We start from the raw sequence: 19,430 nt of genomic DNA, 5'->3' as shown, positions 1-19,430 counted from the left end.
TCATATCTCCATAAGTTTAATTAGTTGATAAATTATTACATAAAGACCTTATATCATATAAAGATAGCATTACTATGCTAAATTAAATACTATAATATACTTAGAAACATATTTAAAATTTCTTATTTTTGCTATTTTAGTTAAATACTTATAAAAAATAAACTACGTTTTACCTATTTTTTACTCTTAAATACTATAAAAAGTTAGATATGCTCTTATTAAGTTATAAAGAAAGTTATTTTCACGTAATTATTTATTATTTAGATCTTATATTATTTATAATTCTTAAGAATTTCAGTATTAACTTAAGTTATTTAGCTATTATTTTATATAAAAACTATAATTTTAAGTAGTATTTATTTTTTTAAATTTTTAGAAGAAGTCTATTATAAGTTTTAATTTATCAATTTAGACCTTTAAAGTATAATAAACTAATATATTACACCATCTAAAATAGTATCAGACTTTATCTATAAAAAATAGAAGCTTATCTATAATAAAAAATTTATATACTAATTGAATACCTCATTATTACTATAATAAGTTTTAATAATCATAGTAATAATTACTATATGACTATTTATAAAATCTTTTAATAACTAAATACTAGTGATAGAAATTAGAGGGTAATAGTTTTAATTATTATGCTTCTTAGAAATAAATAAATAAATTTTAAAAATATATTATTAAAAATTTTGTCTTGATAATACAGGTTAATATTAAAAATAAAAACAAGGTTACACAACCACTTTTATTTTTTCTTATACTTAAAAAGCGTAGTTTCTAACTATAATAAATTTTTGAATAATCTTTTAATACTAACGATATATTTTTTTGAATATTATTCACTTTTATTAGATAACGACGTGATTGGCTAGCAGGATGCTTAGTGATTAATGTGTTAAATACCTCTCCTGGTTTCATATTATTTATCATAATAAATGCCTGGTCTTTATCTTTAGAAAATAAACGTAATACACTACTTACGCCACCGTTATAAGACATAACCATAATATAATAGCGTGAAGTATTATTATGGATTTTTCCTAAATAATTCTCTTGTAAAATAGATAAGTAGGCAACACCTATATCAATATTATTTTTTGGGTTAAATAAATAACTGCAACTTGGATAACCATTTTGACCTTTCATTTTAAATACATCTTTTCCAGCAGTTTGTTGCATTATCTGCATTAGACCTAATGCATTAGTGTTACTGGTAGCATAAGGATTAAAGCTAGATTCAATCTGAATAATAGCTAGTATTAATGATTCTTTAATTTGATATTTTATAGCTGCTTGATGTATTAAAGGTAAATATTTATGTGCTCGTTTATTTAAATGATTAGGTACTAATTGCACTGTAATTGACCAAATAACCTGTAAACTCTTATTACGTTTTTGTATTCTATTTTGTAATAAAAATTCTGCAAACTGGCTAGCATGCCATTTCCAGCGAATTGGTTTACCATTATTATCTAATATTTGACCATATAAAAATGGTTCTTTACTAATTTGAATATCATCAACATCAGAATAAAGATTAATTAGACTAGAATCGTCACCCATAAGTAAGGTGGCGATAATAGTTTGACGTAAATGAGTCTTAGGATTAGTTTTAGCGATAGTTTCAAAGGTAATAGTGCCAGCATAAAAATTAATATGACTACGTGTTTGATATTTATCCGTATATTTTACGTAGTCTCTTGAACTAGCTATTAAAATTTCATCTAAACCCCAAATATTTTCAATATTATGGGCAAATTGCCCAATTAAAATATCAAAACTATTAGTATCTTTAATATAATTTTTATTATTAACCTGCTCTTTATTACATGAGCAAGAAAGCAGTAAAGGTATAATTATAAGTAAAACTAAAATTCTCTTTATCTTATGGCTTACGCCTGATAAAAAAAGGACTTTTTTAAAAATCATCTAAACCTTTATGACTTGCTTAGCAGGATACATAGTAGATAGTCGTATAGGTACAAAATTATTTATAATAACTTTATTATACATATAATATGTATTTTTTAGCCTATTAATAAAAAATTACACATTTCTTTTTCTAGAAACTGGCGATCAGCAAAGTTTATCATACTTAACTTTTTTTCATTGATCAATATAGTTTGTTTATTTATCCATTGTGCCCACGCTTCTTTAGAGATTTCATTATAGATACGTTTTCCTATTTCTCCTGGATAGATTTGAAAATCTTGCTTTTCAGCTTCTTTTTTTAAAAATGTACAGTAAATTACTTTACTCATACTTTATTCTCTTTTAATCAATATTTGATTTTATTATAATAAGGATTTAAATGGAGTGATGAATTTAATTAAATATAATTACTCAAATTATACTAAAGATTAGCATTTTAATTTATACATTCTTTTAATAAAAAATTATAAAACTATATAGAAATAATACCCAAGTAAAACAGTTAAAAATTCAATAGCAAAAGAGACTAAATTAATGTGAATCTTTTTCTTATAATCAATATATTATAACTAAAAAAAATAGTTTATACACTAGTTATGCTATAATAAAATATAGAAAATAAAATAAAACACTCCATAACTTAACTAATAGCTATGAGTAGTATGAGATTAACAGCTATTATTAAGTAAATAAAATTTACATTTTTAGTTAAGATTAAGTGTATAATTCGTGCTTAAATCTATTATAGTTTAATAGTTTTCTAACTACTTTAAAGTTAGCTAACTGACTCTTAAATGATAAGATGATAACATCTACTTAATATTATTATTAAAGATCAAAAATATTACTATAATGTTAGAATTAAAATAACATTAGCCATAAAATATTCTAATACTATAAATTATATCAATTTTAATAAAAGCAAAATCTAAACTTATCTATAATTGGTGTTATGAGCTACTATAAATAAATTTATAAATATATTCTTTATATTATAAATTATAGTGATATTAATTGCTTATACTAATTCTAGTCATGTACTACTTAGATTTACTAATTATCATTAGTACTGTAACTTAAAATATATTAGGTATAAATAAATAAATTTTACATTAGATTATAGTATAGAGTTATAAAACTATAAACTTAATTTTTATTAAGAGCTAGAAAGCTTCATGATAAATACAGTTATATCAAAACAATTTATTAAAAATAATTACGGTTTGCGTCGTGTTCGTAGTTTTGTCCGTCGCCAAAGGCGATTAACTAAAAAACAACAGCTTGCGTTAGATAGTTATTGGTCATTGATAGGTATTGACTATCAAACAACAGTTATTGACATTAACTCAGTATTTGGTTGTACAGCGCCATTAATATTAGAAATTGGCTTTGGTATGGGGTCATCTTTTGTAACGATGGCAGCATGTAATCCACAACAAAACTTTCTTGGTATTGAAGTTTATACTCCTGGGATAGGAGCCTGTCTAATAGCTGCATATGAAATAGGCTTAAAAAATCTACGTATTATACATCATGATGCACTTGAAGTATTAGAAAATATGTTACCAGATAGTTCAATAGATAGATTACAGTTATTTTTTCCTGATCCTTGGCCTAAAGCTCGTCATAATAAACGGCGTATTATACAGATATCTTTTGCCGAACTAGTAAAAAATAAATTAAAAATAGGCGGAATATTTCATGTGGCAACTGATTGGCATCATTATGCAGAATATATACTAAAAATAATGTCAAATATTGCTGGTTATCATAATCTTTCTACTAATAAGATGTACATTGCTCGTCCTGATTCACGACCATTAACTAAATTTGAATTACGAGGTCTATGTCTAGGGCATGATATTTGGGATCTAATGTTTAAATATAAGGAATAAATTTTATAAAATTTAGTTTTTTTATTACATGAATGAATAATCCGTAATTATTTACGCTAAACGATAAAACTTATTCTAGAATTTAGTTTTTTAGTTCTAGTATTTAGTGGTACTATAAAGAATATATCATATAAGTTCACGAAGAATGATTATGCTAAATTAAGATAATCTAGTTACTTGTTATACTATATCTATCTGTTAACCATAACATTAGTTTTAGTATCCTAAATAAAAATTGAAGTTAATATAAGTTGTATGCTACCATTTACTAAAATTCTACTTAGTTTAAGTATTTTATAATAAATTTAGTACTTTATTGATTATTTTTAAATAAAATTATTACTAGTAGTTTAATTATAAATTATATAATAATAGTGACAAAATAATAAAATAATTTGTACTTATTAGTACTGTTTATTAAATATATATATTATCTAGTAATTTAATTATGATAGTAATATTTTTACTTGTTTAAATTAGTTGTCTAAAAGTATTTTTAGCAAACGAATATAACTAATTATATATTTAATTTAAATATTATCTAACATATTTAATATATCTAATGTGTCTAATATAAAATATTTAGTTAACTCTTAATCATATTAAGAAATTTTTAATTTATTTTTACTGATAATTCATGGATTAATTATTATTAATATATTATGTTATGTAATATTAAATACTTTAAATTTTTATTTTATATAATGTTAACTAAAGATATCACCTAGCACTCCAAACCTTTGAAGTATTTTTATATAATAGTATATAATAAACTAATTAATTAGAAAAATCATAGTAATCGCTAACAGTATTTTACTAAATTTAAAATATATCTTTTAACTTTAAGATTTTGGTAATATTAATTATTCATGCTATTTAGATTAGATAACATCTGTATGCTTCTAATGTTTAATTTATTATTATTTTGTCATAATTTAAAATTTATTAAATTTATATAGAACTATTATAAAATTATGTTGATAGTTAGCTATACTTAATATTCATAGCAGAAGTTATATAGTTACTTATAAAAATAAATAATAATAGATTATAAATTATAGATAATTAGTATTTAATTTTTTTCTTAGCTAGCAATAACTTTTATTTTTTACTATAAAATTATGTATTTTCTAGATAATAATAATTAATTGGTTTTAAATTTGTATTTAATTCGTACACTAAAGGTACAGCAGTTGGAATGTTAAATTTGAAAATTTGATCTTCATTCATATTATAAATATATTTTATTAGTGCTCGTAAAGAATTACCATGAGCTACAATAATAACACGTTCGCCACTAGCGATACGCGGTTGTATAACTTCATCCCAGTAGGGAATAATACGCTTAACTGTAGCTGCAAGACTTTCAGTTAATGGTAATTGGTTTATACTAAGTTTTGCGTAACGTGCATCATAACCAGGAAAACGTTGATCCTCTTTAGTTAATTTAGGGGGAGAAATAGTAAAACTACGACGCCATAACTTTACTTGATCATTGCCATATTTTTTAGCTGTTTCTAATTTATTTAATCCCTGTAATGCTCCATAATGACGTTCATTTAGTATCCAAGATTTTTCAACTGGTAACCAAGATTGACCCAATATATCTAATACATAATTTAGAGTATGGATAGCTCGTTGTAAAACTGAAGTATAAGCAAAATCAAAAATTAAGCCTTCTTTTTTTAATACTTTACCAACCCGTTTTGCTTCATTATGACCTTTCTTAGATAAATCAACGTCTGTCCAACCAGTAAAACGATTTTCTTTATTCCATTTGCTTTCGCCATGCCTTACTAGAACTACTTTAATTACTGCCATGTCGTAAAATCCTTAACTTATTAATTTATTTAACGAACAATATGGTATTATTGGTGGTAATGTGCATAAAATTATTTATTTTAATTACAGCTAATTTTACTTAATTACTATTTAAGTAAATACATTAGATAAATGAAAATAGTAAATATATAAAATTAAATACATAATAAAATCTAATAGCACCTATAAAAATATACTAGGCTAAGCTATAAATTATTCTAAGTAATATAGTAAAAATAATCAGGAAAATATGATTCTATAAAAAATTTAATTCTGCTAAGAATATATTATTAAAAAATTTAATATATATTAGTAAATGAGATAATAGGTATTTTAAAATACACTAACAGTTATTTTGATAAAATTATATAAATTATACTCATTTTAAATAGATAATAAAATAAAAGATACTATAGCTTAAGTATAAGTTATTATAAAATACGTAATTAGCTAACATGTTGTAAGAATTCACGTAATCTGTTACTAGATGGATTAGAAATAAGATGATCAGGCTTACCATCTTGTATAATTCGTCCTTTATCAATAAATAATAAACGTGACGCAACTTTATGAGCAAAATCTATTTCATGAGTCACTATTACCATTGTCATACCTTCTGTCGCTAAATCTTTCATTACTGTTAAAACTTCATAGCGTAATTCTGGATCAAGCGCAGAGGTTGGTTCATCAAATAACATAAGTTGTGGTTTTACTGCAAGTGCACGAGCAATAGCAACACGTTGTTGTTCTCCTCCTGAAAGTTCAGAAGGGTAATGATATGCACGTTCTAATAGTCCTACCTTTGTTAATAGCGTAAGAGAAAGTTTTTTTGCATCAGTTTTTTTAATACCACGAACATAAATTGGACCAAAAGAAACGTTTTCTATTGCTGTTAAATGGGGGAAAAGATAGAATTTTTGGAAAACCATACCAGCTTCTTGACGAATCAAATATTCTTTAATAATAGAATTATTAACGTCAAAACTATTAACTATTAGTTGGCCGCTAGTAATTAATTCTAACTTATTAATACAGCGTAATAATGTAGATTTTCCTGAACCCGAAGGACCAATAATTACTACTACTTCTCCTTTAGTAATATTTAAATTAATATTATGAAGTACTTGGGTTTTTCCAAAATATTTAGAGACGTTTTTAAATTTAATCATATTATCTTCAACTTTTTTTCTAGCTTACGTAAAACAAAACTTAGTACCAGTATAATAATTAGATAAATCCCTGCAACTGTAGACCATATTTCCATAGCACGGAAATTGCCAGCAATGATTTCCTGTCCTTGACGGGTAAGTTCAGCAACACCAATAACAATAAATAACGATGTATCTTTTATACTCATAATCCATTGATTACTTAAAGGTGGCAACATACGCCGCAGTGCTAAAGGTGTAATAACATAGCGTAGCGTATCACGTTTAGATAAGCCTAACGCAAGACTAGCTTCATAAAATCCCTTATGAATTGATAGCACTGCGCCACGAGTGATTTCGGCAATATAAGCACTAGAATTAATCATAATTGTAATTACTGCTGCAGTGAAAGGATTAATGCGTATAGGTACTATTAGTGGTAGTGCAAAATAAATAAACATCACCTGTACAACAATAGGTGTACCACGGATAAGTTCAATAAATATCAATGTAATGCAACTACTTACTTTATTAGCATAAGCACGAATAAAACCAGCAATAATACCAATAATTAAACCACCAAGCATCCCGAGCACCGAGATCCATAAGGTTAATTTAGCACCCTCAAGTAGAATTGGGATGGCTGGCCAAATAGCATTCCATTCAAACAACATGGATATTCTCCTGATCTAACATATTAAAAATAAATTAGTTAGGCTCTACACCAAACCATTTTTTATAGATAGTAGAATAACTGCCTTTTGCACGCAAAGTTTTGAGTGCATTATTAACTTTTTCTCGTAATTTACTATCTGCTGGAAAAGCAATACCATATTGCTGTGCCTTAATGGGTGTACCAATTATCTTAAACTGACCATTACTAGTTGTTTTAATAAAATATAAAATACTAGGAGCATCATGTAATACAGCGTTAGCGTTACCAGTTACTAATTCTAGATAAGCATTATCGATATTAGGAAATTGGCGTAAAATTTTACTTTTAATATTTATTTTAGCGTAGTCTACGGAGCTCGTACTACTTTTTACTGCAATAATTTTTCCTTGTAAATCTGCTTCATTTCTAATATCATTATTAGTTTTTTTTACCATAATTAATAAACTACTATTATAATAACCATTTGAAAAATTTATGGCTTTTTTACGATTATCAGTAATAGTAATACCCGCTAAGGCTAAATCAACATTTTTAGTTTGTAAAGCAGGAATAATACCACTAAAATCCATAGGTTTTAGTTGATAGTCTAGTTTTAATTCTTTAGCAATAGCCTGCCAAAGATCAATATCAAAACCAACGTATGTGCTCCCCTGTTTAAATTCAAAAGGAAAAAAAGCAGTATCAGTAGCTACAATTAATTTTTTTTGCGCATAGGATACGTTAATAGTAAAGACAAATGTTAATATTGTAATTAATAAAATTTTTATAAATAACATCATAAGAAGAAATTCCTATGTTTTGGGTAAAACATCCACTTTAAATTAATACAACATAATCTATTACTAAAATAGATCTCTTATAATCTATTATTTAGCACACAATAATTTTATAAGAAATTTAATATTATATATTGTTTTTAAATCATCCAATAATACAGTGTTTTTACTTATTTCTTTGTCTAAGTTTGCCTATAAAAATTTTTAAGTAATCTTGTTAGTTTCTCAAAAATAAAAATTAACTATATGTAAATAAAAGTTATAACACGCATTAACTAGAATATACAATAAGCACATAAGAATTAAGAATGTTTCATAATATAGAATTAGCAATGTTGGATAGATTTTACAATAAGCTTATTATTTATTATATTAGTTTTAATAAACTATAAAAAAATTTATCTAAATTTTTAAATATAAATAGCAAGCATATTAATATCTTCTAGCATAAGCATTTATGTATTTAATAATATAGACATAAGATCATATATTATAATATAAAAAATAATAAAATTTATATTACTTGTATCCTAATAAGTTTACCTAATAATTAATACTAAATTAGTTAATTAGAGAGATATTTATCTTATTCTTAAATACAATAATTTTATTTATCTATTAATATTATTATTAATAGTATAGAACTTAAAAGATTTAATTTTTGTTAATTAATAATATCTATAATAGATATTTTCTTTTATAAAGATTACATATTTTGTTCTTTTATTGAATCAATGTAATAAAAATTAAGGACCTTATGATTTAATTTAAATAAAATTATCAGGAAGCAAAGCAATAATGTTATATCCTAAATTTTTATAAAGCACTTTGACTTAAGTATAATTTTTTGTTGATATAGGAAATGTTGTGTAACCTGTTAGCTTTATTAATAATTATTAATTAATATCAATATGTTATTGTATAGTCTTATAAGTGACTTATATAGTCCGTACTATACTTATTAGATACAAAGCACAGCTTTTAAGTTAATTTATATTAAAATTTTTTATTACTGGAGTAGTACGTTAATTTAATATATTTCCTATAAAACTACATTAACATCACTGAAAAGTATGCTAGAAGTCTCGTGGGTATCTAGGGTGAAATAATAGACCTCTTTGCTAATAACAACGGAGATACTGTAATGTTACAAGATCCATTCCTGGAACGAGAAATAGCAAAATATAGTTCTCCTATCCCAAGCCGAGAATTTATTTTGACCCATCTAGCAAGTCGTAAAGCGCCTGCTAGCCGTAAGGAGATAGCTAAAGAATTTAATTTATCTAGTAAGGAACTTTTAGAAGCACTTCGTCGTCGATTGAAAGCTATGGAGCGTGATGGTCAACTAGTATTTACGCGTCATCAATGTTATATCTTACCAGAACGCTTAGATTTACTACGTGGTACTATTATTGGTCATCGTGATCGTTATGGTTTTTTACGACTCAAAAATCGTAAAGATGATTTATATCTTTCTATAAAACAAATGAAAAAAGTAATTCATGGTGATGAAGTATTAGCTCAGTCTTTAGGAGTTGATCGTAAAGGACGCCGTGAAGCACGTATTGTTAGGATATTAGTACCTAAAATTAGTCAGATTGTTGGACGGTATTTTATTGATACTAGTACTCATCTTGGTTTTGTTGTGCCAGATGATAGTCGTTTTAGTTTTGATATTATTATTCCTCCTGATAATGTTTATAATGCCTGTATAGGCTCTATTGTAGTAGCTGAACTAATTAAACGCCCAACTTTACAGACTAAAGCTATAGGTAAAATTATTGAAGTATTAGGAGAAAATATGGGTGCTAATATGGCAATAGATATTGCTTTGCGTACCTATGAAATTCCTTATATATGGCCAGTAGAGGTAGAAAAGCAAATTGCATTATTACAAGACCAGATACCAAAAGCTGCAAAACAGGGGCGAATTGATTTACGTAATTTGCCCTTACTTACCATAGATAATGAAGATGCTCATGATTTTGATGATGCTGTTTATTGCCAACAAGATAATGATAAAAAAAATAGGAACGGTTGGCGTTTATGGGTTGCAATTGCTGATGTGAGTTATTATGTACGACCACAAACAGCACTGGATAATGAAGCGCGTAATCGTGGTAACTCTGTTTACTTTCCATCAAAAGTAATCCCAATGCTACCAGAAATATTATCTAACGGTTTATGTTCGCTTAATCCACAGATAGATCGTCTCTGTATGGTTTGTGAAATGACAATTTCTTCAGCAGGTGAGCTTTCTACATATAAATTTTATGAAGCAATTATGAATTCTCAGGCACGTTTAACATATACTAAAGCATGGAAAATTATTAATGGTGAACAATCTTTACATAATCAATATCAGCCATTTGTATCTCATCTAATAGAATTACATAAAATGTATAAGACTTTAGATAGAGCTCGAATCAGGCGTGGTGGTATTACTTTTGAAACAGAAGAAGCCAAATTTATCTTTAATAAAAAACAGCGTATTAAACGTATTGAATTACTTGTGCGTAATGATGCTCATAAATTGATTGAAGAGTGTATGATCCTAGCAAATATAGCTGCTGCCAATTTTGTAGAAAAGCACAAGAAACCAGCATTATTTCGTGTACATGATCGTCCAAGTGATGATAATATCACTGCATTATCTAGTGTATTAAACGAGTTAGGTTTAGCTATGACAGGTGGTTTAAAACCTAAATCAAAAGATTATGCTTTATTAATGAATAAAATTTCTCATCGTTCTGATCATCAGATGTTACAAACAATGTTATTACGTTCAATGAAACAAGCGGTTTATGACTCAGAAAATCGCGGACATTTTGGATTAGCATTAGATTCATATGGACATTTTACTTCACCTATCCGCCGTTATCCTGATCTAGTTATGCATAGAGTAATTAAATATCAATTAGCTAAAACACTTGTTCCACATGAAGAATATCGTACAAAAACTGGTGGTTGGCACAGTAATTATCAAGAAATGCTACAATTAGGTATACGTTGCTCAATGACTGAACGTCGTGCTGAAGAAGCCACACGTAATGTTTCTGACTGGTTGAAATGTGATTTTATGCGTGATCAAGTTAATAAAGAATTTACAGGAATTATTATTAATGTTACTGGATTTGGTTTTTTTGTACGACTAGATGATCTTTTTATTGACGGTCTAGTACATGTTTCTAGCCTAGATAAAGATTATTATCGTTATGATAATATTAGTCAGCGCTTAATTGGTGAATCCTCTAGTAGGGTATATCGTCTAGGAGATAGAGTTAATATTATTGTAGCAGCAGTACATATAGATGAAAGAAAAATTGATTTTTTCTTAGTTTCAAGCACGCGTAAAATATGTAATAAAGATAAAATTATACGAAAAAAATTAAAAAATTATACGCAGTCTCTACGTAATAAAACTATATTAAAATATAGTGCTAATCTATCAATAACTAAACCAGTAGACTAGTTAATAGCTAGTTAAGTAATAGTATCTAAATAAATAAAAAATATTTAATTATAACTTATGTAAAAAAATAATAATTAACTATTTTAATATCTATTCTTTAATTAAAAACTATCGTAGTTAGGTAAATACTATCTTATAAAACGTGGTAAATTTACCATGATGCAAATTTTTTCAATAAAAAAGATAGTGATATAATTAGTTATAGCGTATAAAAATTTAACTAGAAAAATATACAGAATACTATCTCTTATAGTACATAACATTACTAAAAATAATTTTATAGTAGGCAATATTAAAAACTAGTCTTATAAGTAAATTTAATAATTATTTTAACACTAGACAAATGATATATTTAATTTTGCTAATTAAGTAATTATTCATGAAAATCTTAAGTAATTACAAATAAAATTATTCACTTAATTTCATCATTGATAATTATTAATATTATTATATTATTAATAGCAATATTAATAAATAAAGAATATAATAAGTAAAATAATGAATCACGTATATTTTAGGAAAAACTTATTCTATTATCTATCATCTAACTAAAATAAGATCAATTACTAAATTTTCTAACTATTTTATTATAATAAGTAATTTATTTTTTTATTAAATATACCAACCTTATTAGTAATATCTTTATTTTTATATTATTCATTATATTTATAATATTAACTCTTAACTTAATACTATAACTAGACACTTTTATTAGATCTAAATAGAATATTATAAGTAACAATAAGTATAGCAATACCATATGAGCATCTTACTTAAATAACCGAATAATTACTTATAATAAACTATCATCTAGGTCATTTATTAACCTATCAATTAACAATACTACAAATTTATTTATCATAATATTAGTAATGTTTATCTATTATTATTGCTAATATAAAACTTAGTAACAAATTTTAACTCCATTTAATAAATTTATTATATTCAGGTAGGCATTCACTACTAAGTATAGCAATACTAATATTAACGATAACTAGCAATATAGCTATGCTGATAACTACTATCTAGTATAATAGTAAACAATAATTTTTAAAAAATTCCTATTTAACAATTTTAAAAGGAGTTTTCTAATTTTATAAGTGACTATTATTATTAATAATAAAATTAAATTTAATTAGTATTAAATTAGATCGTTTAGTAACATATAAGGTGCTTTTTATTAGTATTAAAATAATTAGTTAAAATATTATTTTGATTCTCTGAGGGGGAAAATCTACTCTTTTATAATATTAATAATTCTTAGAAGTGCGCTTTATTTGTTCGTTAAGATAATAGTATTAATCTTTTTTAGCAAAAAGAGCCTCAATAAAATCGTTTGCTTTGAATGTCCGTAAATCTTTAATGCCTTCGCCAATACCAATATAACGAATAGGTATATTAAACTGATCTGCGATAGCAAAAATTACCCCTCCTTTTGCACTGCCATCAAGTTTAGTTAATATAATTCCAGTTAAACCTATAGTTTCGTTAAATAATTTAACTTGGCTAATAGCATTTTGTCCAGTGCTAGCATCTAACGTTAGCATGATTTCATGGGGAGCATTAATATCAAGTTTTTTCATTACTTTGACTATTTTTTTTAACTCTTCCATTAAATAAGCTTTATTATGTAATCGCCCCGCAGTATCTGCTAGTAAGATATCAATCTTACGCGCTTTGGCTGCTTGAAATGCATCGAAAATAACTGAAGCAGAATCAGCACCAGTATGTTGCGCTATAACAGCAACCTTATTACATTCACCCCATATCTGCAATTGTTCAACAGCAGCGGCACGAAAAGTATCACCTGCAGCTAGCATAACTAATTTACCTTGTGACTGAAACTTATGTGCTAATTTACCTATAGTAGTCGTTTTGCCTACACCATTAACTCCAACTATCAAAATAATATACGGAGCCTTATAATTTATATTCAATGGCTTATCAACTTTAGCAAGAATTTTAAACATTTCCTCTTTTAGCTTAACATATAATATCTCTGCATCTTTTAACTGTTTATGATTAGCATGAGTAATTAGTAAATTAATAATTTTACGTGTAGTATTTATACCTACATCAGCAATCAGTAGTTTTTCTTCTAACTGTTTAAATAAATCATCATTAATTTTTTTATTACGAAAAAAACTAATAAAACTAAAACCAATATTTTCTTTAGTTTTTAATAAACTACGCTTTAGATAAAGAAAGAAACTTTCTTTGTCTATCTGCTTTTGTTCTTGTTGTATTATTGGTGCAATATGAACATTAAAAGATTGTTTTGATTCTTTATATACATTATTTCCTGTTTTTTTATTAATTTTCTCTGGTAGCATCATGTCAACAATAGGTTCTTGAGATTGTTTTATCATTTGCTTATCATTATGATGGCTAAAACCTAACCATGAAAAAAGTCCAGGTTTTTTTTCTTTTGCCATTAGTAGTTATACTCCTAGTATTTAAATTATGACTAATATATAGTCAAAATTTTTTTGTAAAATCTATTAGGTATTGAAACTATATTTTTATTTAGTATTTAATTAATCTAGCATTTTCTAAGTTATAGTAACTAAAATAAGTTATTTTTTATAAAAATATTATTTAAGTCTTTCCTGTATAGCATAGTTATCGGTAGAATAGTGAATAATTTTTCTTATTTCTTTATATAAAATGACAAAAAAATTACAATCTTCTTCCTTAAAGACAGTCCGTATAATTGGTGGCAAATGGCGTAGTCGTAAACTACCAGTACTTATTAGTTCAGAATTACGTCCTACGATGGATAGAGTGAGAGAAACCCTATTTAACTGGCTTGCTCCTATAATTCAAGGGTGTCATTGTTTAGATTGCTTTGCTGGTAGCGGTGTATTAGGACTAGAAGCTCTATCACGTTATGCATCAACAGTAACTTTATTAGAATCAAAACAACATATTGTACGCCAACTAATAAATAATTTGAAATTATTAAAAGCAAAAAATGGCCAGGTAATTCATACCAATACACTAAACTGGTTAAAACAATTAGGCCAACCCTATGATTTAGTATTTTTAGATCCTTCTTTTCGTCATAATTTGCTTGCTACAAGCATACATCTGCTAGAGAAAAAAAATTGGTTATCTGATATAGCATGGATTTATGTTGAGACTGAGATAGAAAATATAGCTATAAACTTTCCTACTAATTGGCAATTATATCGAGAAAAAACTGCTGGGCAGGTTATTTATAGATTATATATTCGTCAATCTTTTAATACTAAAATAAGAAAATATCAATTAATTTAGATTGATTATTAACATTAATAACATGAAGATTTTTATTTTTAATTTTTTATTATTTTTTGAATTCTTAAGGTACTTTATCAGTATTACTATTATGTTTGTAACATTAATATATAGCTTATAATTAATATACTATTAAGGTTAATTAAGAATAAAGATTAGGTAATCATTACTAGTAATAGACTAATATTTTTATTTTAGTTTCTTTAAGATATCAGTTTAACAAAAATAATAACTTAAGTTACTTCAAAGTAATATTATTATTTAATTAAAAATAATATTTGAAATAGATAGAAGATTATCTAATCTTAATATATTCAAATCCTTAGTATTTAGTTTTAACCGACCAATTAATGGTCTGACCTGCTAAAAAAGGAATAATCGAGCTTTGGTCTACATTAATTTTCTCTACCTGAATAAAAGAGTTACGTATTAATTCAATAAAGCCTTCATTTTTAGGTAGACCATAAAAATTTGCACCATTTTCAGAACAAAATGCTTCTAAATGCTTTAGTGCATTTAATTCTTCAAATATAGCGGTATAAATAGATAACGCTCCTGGTGCATTAAATATCCCTGCACAGCCGTAAGCTGATTCTTTATATTCTTTAATATGGGGCGCTGAATCAGTACCAAGAAAAAAACGGTTACAGCCCTTTGAAAGAGCTGCACGTAGTGCTTGTTGATGATGACTCCGTTTTAATATTGGTAAGCAAAATAAATGAGGATGAATACGACTAGCTAACATATGGTTACGATTAAACATTAAATGTTGTGGTGTAATAGTAGCAGCAAGAAACTCATCAGCATCTAATACATATTCAACTGCTTCTTTAGTAGAAATATGTTCAAATACAATTTTTAATTGAGAAAAACATTGACGAATAGGAGTTAATATTTGGTCAATAAATCGCGCTTCACGATCAAAGATATCTATCGCTGTATCTACTACTTCACCATGAATAAGTAATGGCATACCCAACTTTTGCATTTGTTCAAATAACGGATAGATAGCAGTAATATTAATTACGCCATGATTAGAATTAGTAGTAACATTAGCAAGGTATAATTTAGCTGCGTAGAAGACTTTTTTATTAAAACCTTGCTTTAACTCGGCAACTGATAATGTTTCTGTTAGGTAACATGTCATTAATGGAGTAAATATATGCCCACTAGGTATTGCTTCTATAATTTGTTTTCTATAATTCTCAGCAGCAGTAACTGTAGTAATAGGTACTGTTAAATTAGGCATAATAATAGCACGTCTAAAGGTTTGACTAGTATAGGGTAATATAGTTTTAAGTATTCTACCATTACGTAAATGAACATGCCAATCATCTGGGCAACGAATTTTAAGGATTTGTGGTTTTATAGCCATTAATTAGACTCCATTGAGCATGACATAGTAGATCTTATATGATCTGATTATTTTTATTAAAAACTATTAATTAATATCATAATTTAATGAAATTATTTAATAAGTTATAGCTTAGTAACTGGAATATATGTCTGATTAATAATGGCATAACTACTAATAGAGTCTTTTTATTCATAAAATTAAATAAAGATTACTGTCAATTATTATATACTAGAATTTGTGTAATATAACCTAGTATAACTACTTTAGTTATAAACATACTAATATAATACTTGAATAATATCCTTAATAGATAAGTTACTATAGATTTAAAATCTACTAACTTGTTTTCTTATATATAAATAAATATTATAATAAAACTATTTTATTAGGCGTATAACAATAGTTATCTTATAATTAATATTATTAATTATATTATTAACGGTATTATTAGTAATAATACCATAAAGTTTATGGTTATTTCATCTATAATATTATTACTTATAATAACTGGTGCTTGCGTCAAAGTAGTATTTTGTTTTGTTGGTACAATAGATCCTGAACTGGTCTGTGTTATCTGTTCTGGCCTATCTCTTTGTTTTATCCATTTTACTAATGGGTAACTAATCCATATTTTACCTGAAGCCATTTCTGGTGACGCAAAAGCACCTACTAATGGCATAGCAGATTTAATTGGATAACGTTCATCACGATACCGACGTCGGCGTTGATTACTCATACGTAGATGACGTGGTGAGCGGCGTGAACGGTGCGGCATACTGTTTTCATTACTAATTATATTTCCATTATTAACTAAACAGTCATTATTATTCTCATTAGTTTTTGTAATGGTTGTTAATGGTGATATATGAGGCATAGCACTATCTTTAACTATTTGTAAGTTTATTTTTTTAGATAGTGGACGATTTTGTTGATGCGGCGTAATAATCTGTGGTGTTTCTTTTTGCTCAAGTTTAATTTCTTGTTTTATTACAATTACATCTGTTATTTTCGATTCTACTGACACTTGATGTTTATTATTTTGCTCATGCTTTTGCTGATTTTTTTGTAGTGTTTTTTCCAAATTAATAGGGATATTAATTAACATATTAGATGATAAGGTTCGTTTTTTACGTTTTTGCTCTTCACGGTTTTCACGCGTATTATGTTCTACTTGATCTTTGCGTTCATTACCTTGACAACATGATTGACGACGATCTGACTGATTATTCTTAGTAGTATTTAGTTTTGTTTTAGCAATAGATTGAATAGATTCAATTGAAGGATTAAAAAATCCCTTTAGATTAGTTAATAAACGCTGAAACAGGCCAGTTACAGTGGTTACCTTGGTTGAACGTGGTAACATCGACAAGTTCATAGTAACAGAATCAGCAATAGATACTGTTTTTAATGGCGAAAATGTAGATAATGGCGGCGATAATGCTGGCTGTTCTGGACGTTTATATTCATTAGATATTTCTTCTTGTGACATCGCTATCTCTGGATTATATCGTTGTGCTAGTAGATAACTTAATGTGGGTGCTTCTTCACCTTTACGTACTCTTGATACTGAATAGTGAGGTGTTTGCATTTTATCTTTAGGGACTATTACAGCACGAACCCCACCTTGTCGTTTTTCAATTGCATTAATAGAATCACGTTTTTCATTAAGTAAGTAAGATGCAATCTGTACAGGTACAATAGCATGTACTTCATGAGTATTTTCTTTCAGCGCTTCTTCTTCAATTAAACGTAGGATTGATAGTGATAAGGATTCATTATCACGAATAGTACCAGTGCCACTACAACGTGGACAAACATGATGACTAGATTCTCCTAGTGATGGATTAAGACGCTGACGTGACATTTCTAATAGACCAAAACGAGAAATGCGACCAATCTGAATACGGGCACGATCTTGACGTACTGCGTCACGCAAACGATTCTCTATTTCACGTTGATGACGCATTGGTATCATATCAATAAAATCAATTACGATCAGTCCTCCAAGATCTCGCAAACGGAGTTGACGAGCAATTTCATCAGCAGCCTCGAGGTTAGTATTAAATGCTGTTTCTTCAATATCACCCCCACGTGTCGCACGCGCAGAGTTAATATCAATAGCAGTTAATGCTTCGGTTGTATCAAAAATAATGGAACCACCAGATGGTAAACGTACTTCACATTGGAAAGCTGATTCAATTTGCGACTCAATCTGATAATGACTAAATAAGGGAACCTCACCACTATACAATTTAACTTTATCGTTAAAATCAGGCCTACCTAAGGCAGTAATATGTTTCTTAGCAAGATTAAGAATCTTAGGGTTATCAATTAGTATTTCACCAATATCTTGACGTAAATAATCACGAAAAGCACGAACGATTACATTACTTTCCTGATGAATTAAAAAAGGAGCATCACGCTTTTTAGCTGCTTCTTTAATAGCTTCCCAATGTTTTAAGCGAAATGATAGATCCCATTGTAACGCTTCAGCATTTTTACCAACACCAGCAGTGCGAACAATAAGTCCCATATCATTAGGCAATTGCAATCCAGATAGGATTTCTTTTAGATCAGTACGATCTTCTCCTTCAATACGACGAGAGATGCCTCCAGCACGAGGATTATTCGGCATTAAGACTAAATAACTACCTGCTAAGCTAATAAAGGTCGTTAATGCAGCACCTTTATTGCCACGTTCTTCCTTATCTATCTGAATAATAATTTCTTGACCTTCACGTATAACTTCTTTAATATTAACACGGTTACAAGAAGAGTTACTAGAGAAGTAATCGCGTGAAATTTCTTTTAATGGTAGAAAACCATGTTTTTCTGCACCATAATCAACAAAAGCTGCCTCTAAACTCGGCTCAATTCGAATAATTTTACCCTTATAAATATTTGATTTTTTTTGTTCATGGCCTGGAATTTCTATATTCAGATCGTAAAGTTGTTGTCCATCTACAAGAGCAACTCGCAGCTCTTCCTGCTGCGTTGCATTAATCAACATTCTTCTCATCTTAACTTACTCATTATCTTTTTGCATTGGTATTAAAACTATGAGCAAA

The 19,430-nt window shown here is 27.1% G+C and carries 9 protein-coding genes and 3 pseudogenes; 3 read left to right on the top strand and 9 right to left on the bottom strand.

The annotated features are described in order from the left end of the window. Positions 1–783: 783 nt before the first annotated feature. Both mltC and AB4W73_RS01565 read right to left on the bottom strand, forming a co-directional pair. Complete coding sequence (mltC, locus tag AB4W73_RS01570) at positions 784–1,890, bottom strand: membrane-bound lytic murein transglycosylase MltC (protein ID WP_367680747.1); 1,107 nt, start codon at positions 1,888–1,890, stop codon at positions 784–786. Positions 1,891–2,033: 143 nt separating this feature from the next. After that, positions 2,034–2,267: an oxidative damage protection protein gene (locus tag AB4W73_RS01565; RefSeq protein WP_367680681.1), complete on the bottom strand. Its 234-nt coding sequence runs from the start codon at positions 2,265–2,267 to the stop codon at positions 2,034–2,036. Between the two features lie 846 nt (positions 2,268–3,113). On the opposite strand from AB4W73_RS01565, the gene trmB reads away from it, so the two are divergent. After that, positions 3,114–3,833, top strand: a complete 720-nt coding sequence (trmB, locus tag AB4W73_RS01560) for a tRNA (guanosine(46)-N7)-methyltransferase TrmB (RefSeq protein WP_367680680.1) — start codon at positions 3,114–3,116, stop codon at positions 3,831–3,833. A gap of 1,119 nt (positions 3,834–4,952) precedes the next feature. On the opposite strand, the gene gpmA is transcribed toward trmB, so the two are convergent. The 4 genes from gpmA to glnH form a co-directional block, all read right to left on the bottom strand. After that, positions 4,953–5,654, bottom strand: a complete 702-nt coding sequence (gene gpmA / locus AB4W73_RS01555) for a 2,3-diphosphoglycerate-dependent phosphoglycerate mutase (protein WP_367680679.1) — start codon at positions 5,652–5,654, stop codon at positions 4,953–4,955. Between the two features lie 446 nt (positions 5,655–6,100). After that, entirely contained in the window at positions 6,101–6,823 is a 723-nt protein-coding gene (gene glnQ, locus AB4W73_RS01550; protein ID WP_367680678.1) for a glutamine ABC transporter ATP-binding protein GlnQ, read from the bottom strand. Further along, positions 6,820–7,476, bottom strand: a complete 657-nt coding sequence (glnP, locus tag AB4W73_RS01545; RefSeq protein ID WP_367680677.1) for a glutamine ABC transporter permease GlnP — start codon at positions 7,474–7,476, stop codon at positions 6,820–6,822. The genes glnQ and glnP overlap by 4 nt, the downstream gene beginning before the upstream one ends. A gap of 34 nt (positions 7,477–7,510) precedes the next feature. Next, positions 7,511–8,257, bottom strand: a complete 747-nt coding sequence (gene glnH, locus AB4W73_RS01540; protein WP_367680676.1) for a glutamine ABC transporter substrate-binding protein GlnH — start codon at positions 8,255–8,257, stop codon at positions 7,511–7,513. Between the two features lie 1,141 nt (positions 8,258–9,398). Here glnH and rnr point away from each other — a divergent pair. Next, positions 9,399–11,705 (top strand): annotated as a pseudogene (gene rnr / locus AB4W73_RS01535) (ribonuclease R); the annotation flags it as partial. Positions 11,706–13,024: 1,319 nt separating this feature from the next. On the opposite strand, the pseudogene ftsY reads toward rnr, so the two are convergent. Next, positions 13,025–13,975, bottom strand: a pseudogene (ftsY, locus tag AB4W73_RS01530) (signal recognition particle-docking protein FtsY); the annotation flags it as partial. Between the two features lie 418 nt (positions 13,976–14,393). On the opposite strand from ftsY, the gene rsmD reads away from it, so the two are divergent. Then, complete coding sequence (gene rsmD / locus AB4W73_RS01525) at positions 14,394–15,005, top strand: 16S rRNA (guanine(966)-N(2))-methyltransferase (protein WP_367680675.1); 612 nt, start codon at positions 14,394–14,396, stop codon at positions 15,003–15,005. Between the two features lie 322 nt (positions 15,006–15,327). Here rsmD and pyrC read toward each other — a convergent pair whose 3' ends face one another. Together pyrC and rne are read right to left on the bottom strand one after the other, a co-directional pair. Then, on the bottom strand, positions 15,328–16,380 hold the full coding sequence (gene pyrC, locus AB4W73_RS01520; RefSeq protein WP_367680674.1) for a dihydroorotase: 1,053 nt from the start codon (positions 16,378–16,380) through the stop codon (positions 15,328–15,330). A gap of 526 nt (positions 16,381–16,906) precedes the next feature. Further along, positions 16,907–19,381: pseudogene (gene rne, locus AB4W73_RS01515) on the bottom strand (ribonuclease E); the annotation flags it as partial. Positions 19,382–19,430 lie beyond the last annotated feature (49 nt).

Source organism: Candidatus Fukatsuia anoeciicola (genome assembly GCF_964059965.1).
Classification (GTDB): Bacteria; Pseudomonadota; Gammaproteobacteria; order Enterobacterales; family Enterobacteriaceae; genus Fukatsuia; species Fukatsuia anoeciicola.
This window is presented reverse-complemented; position numbering and strand designations above follow the sequence as displayed.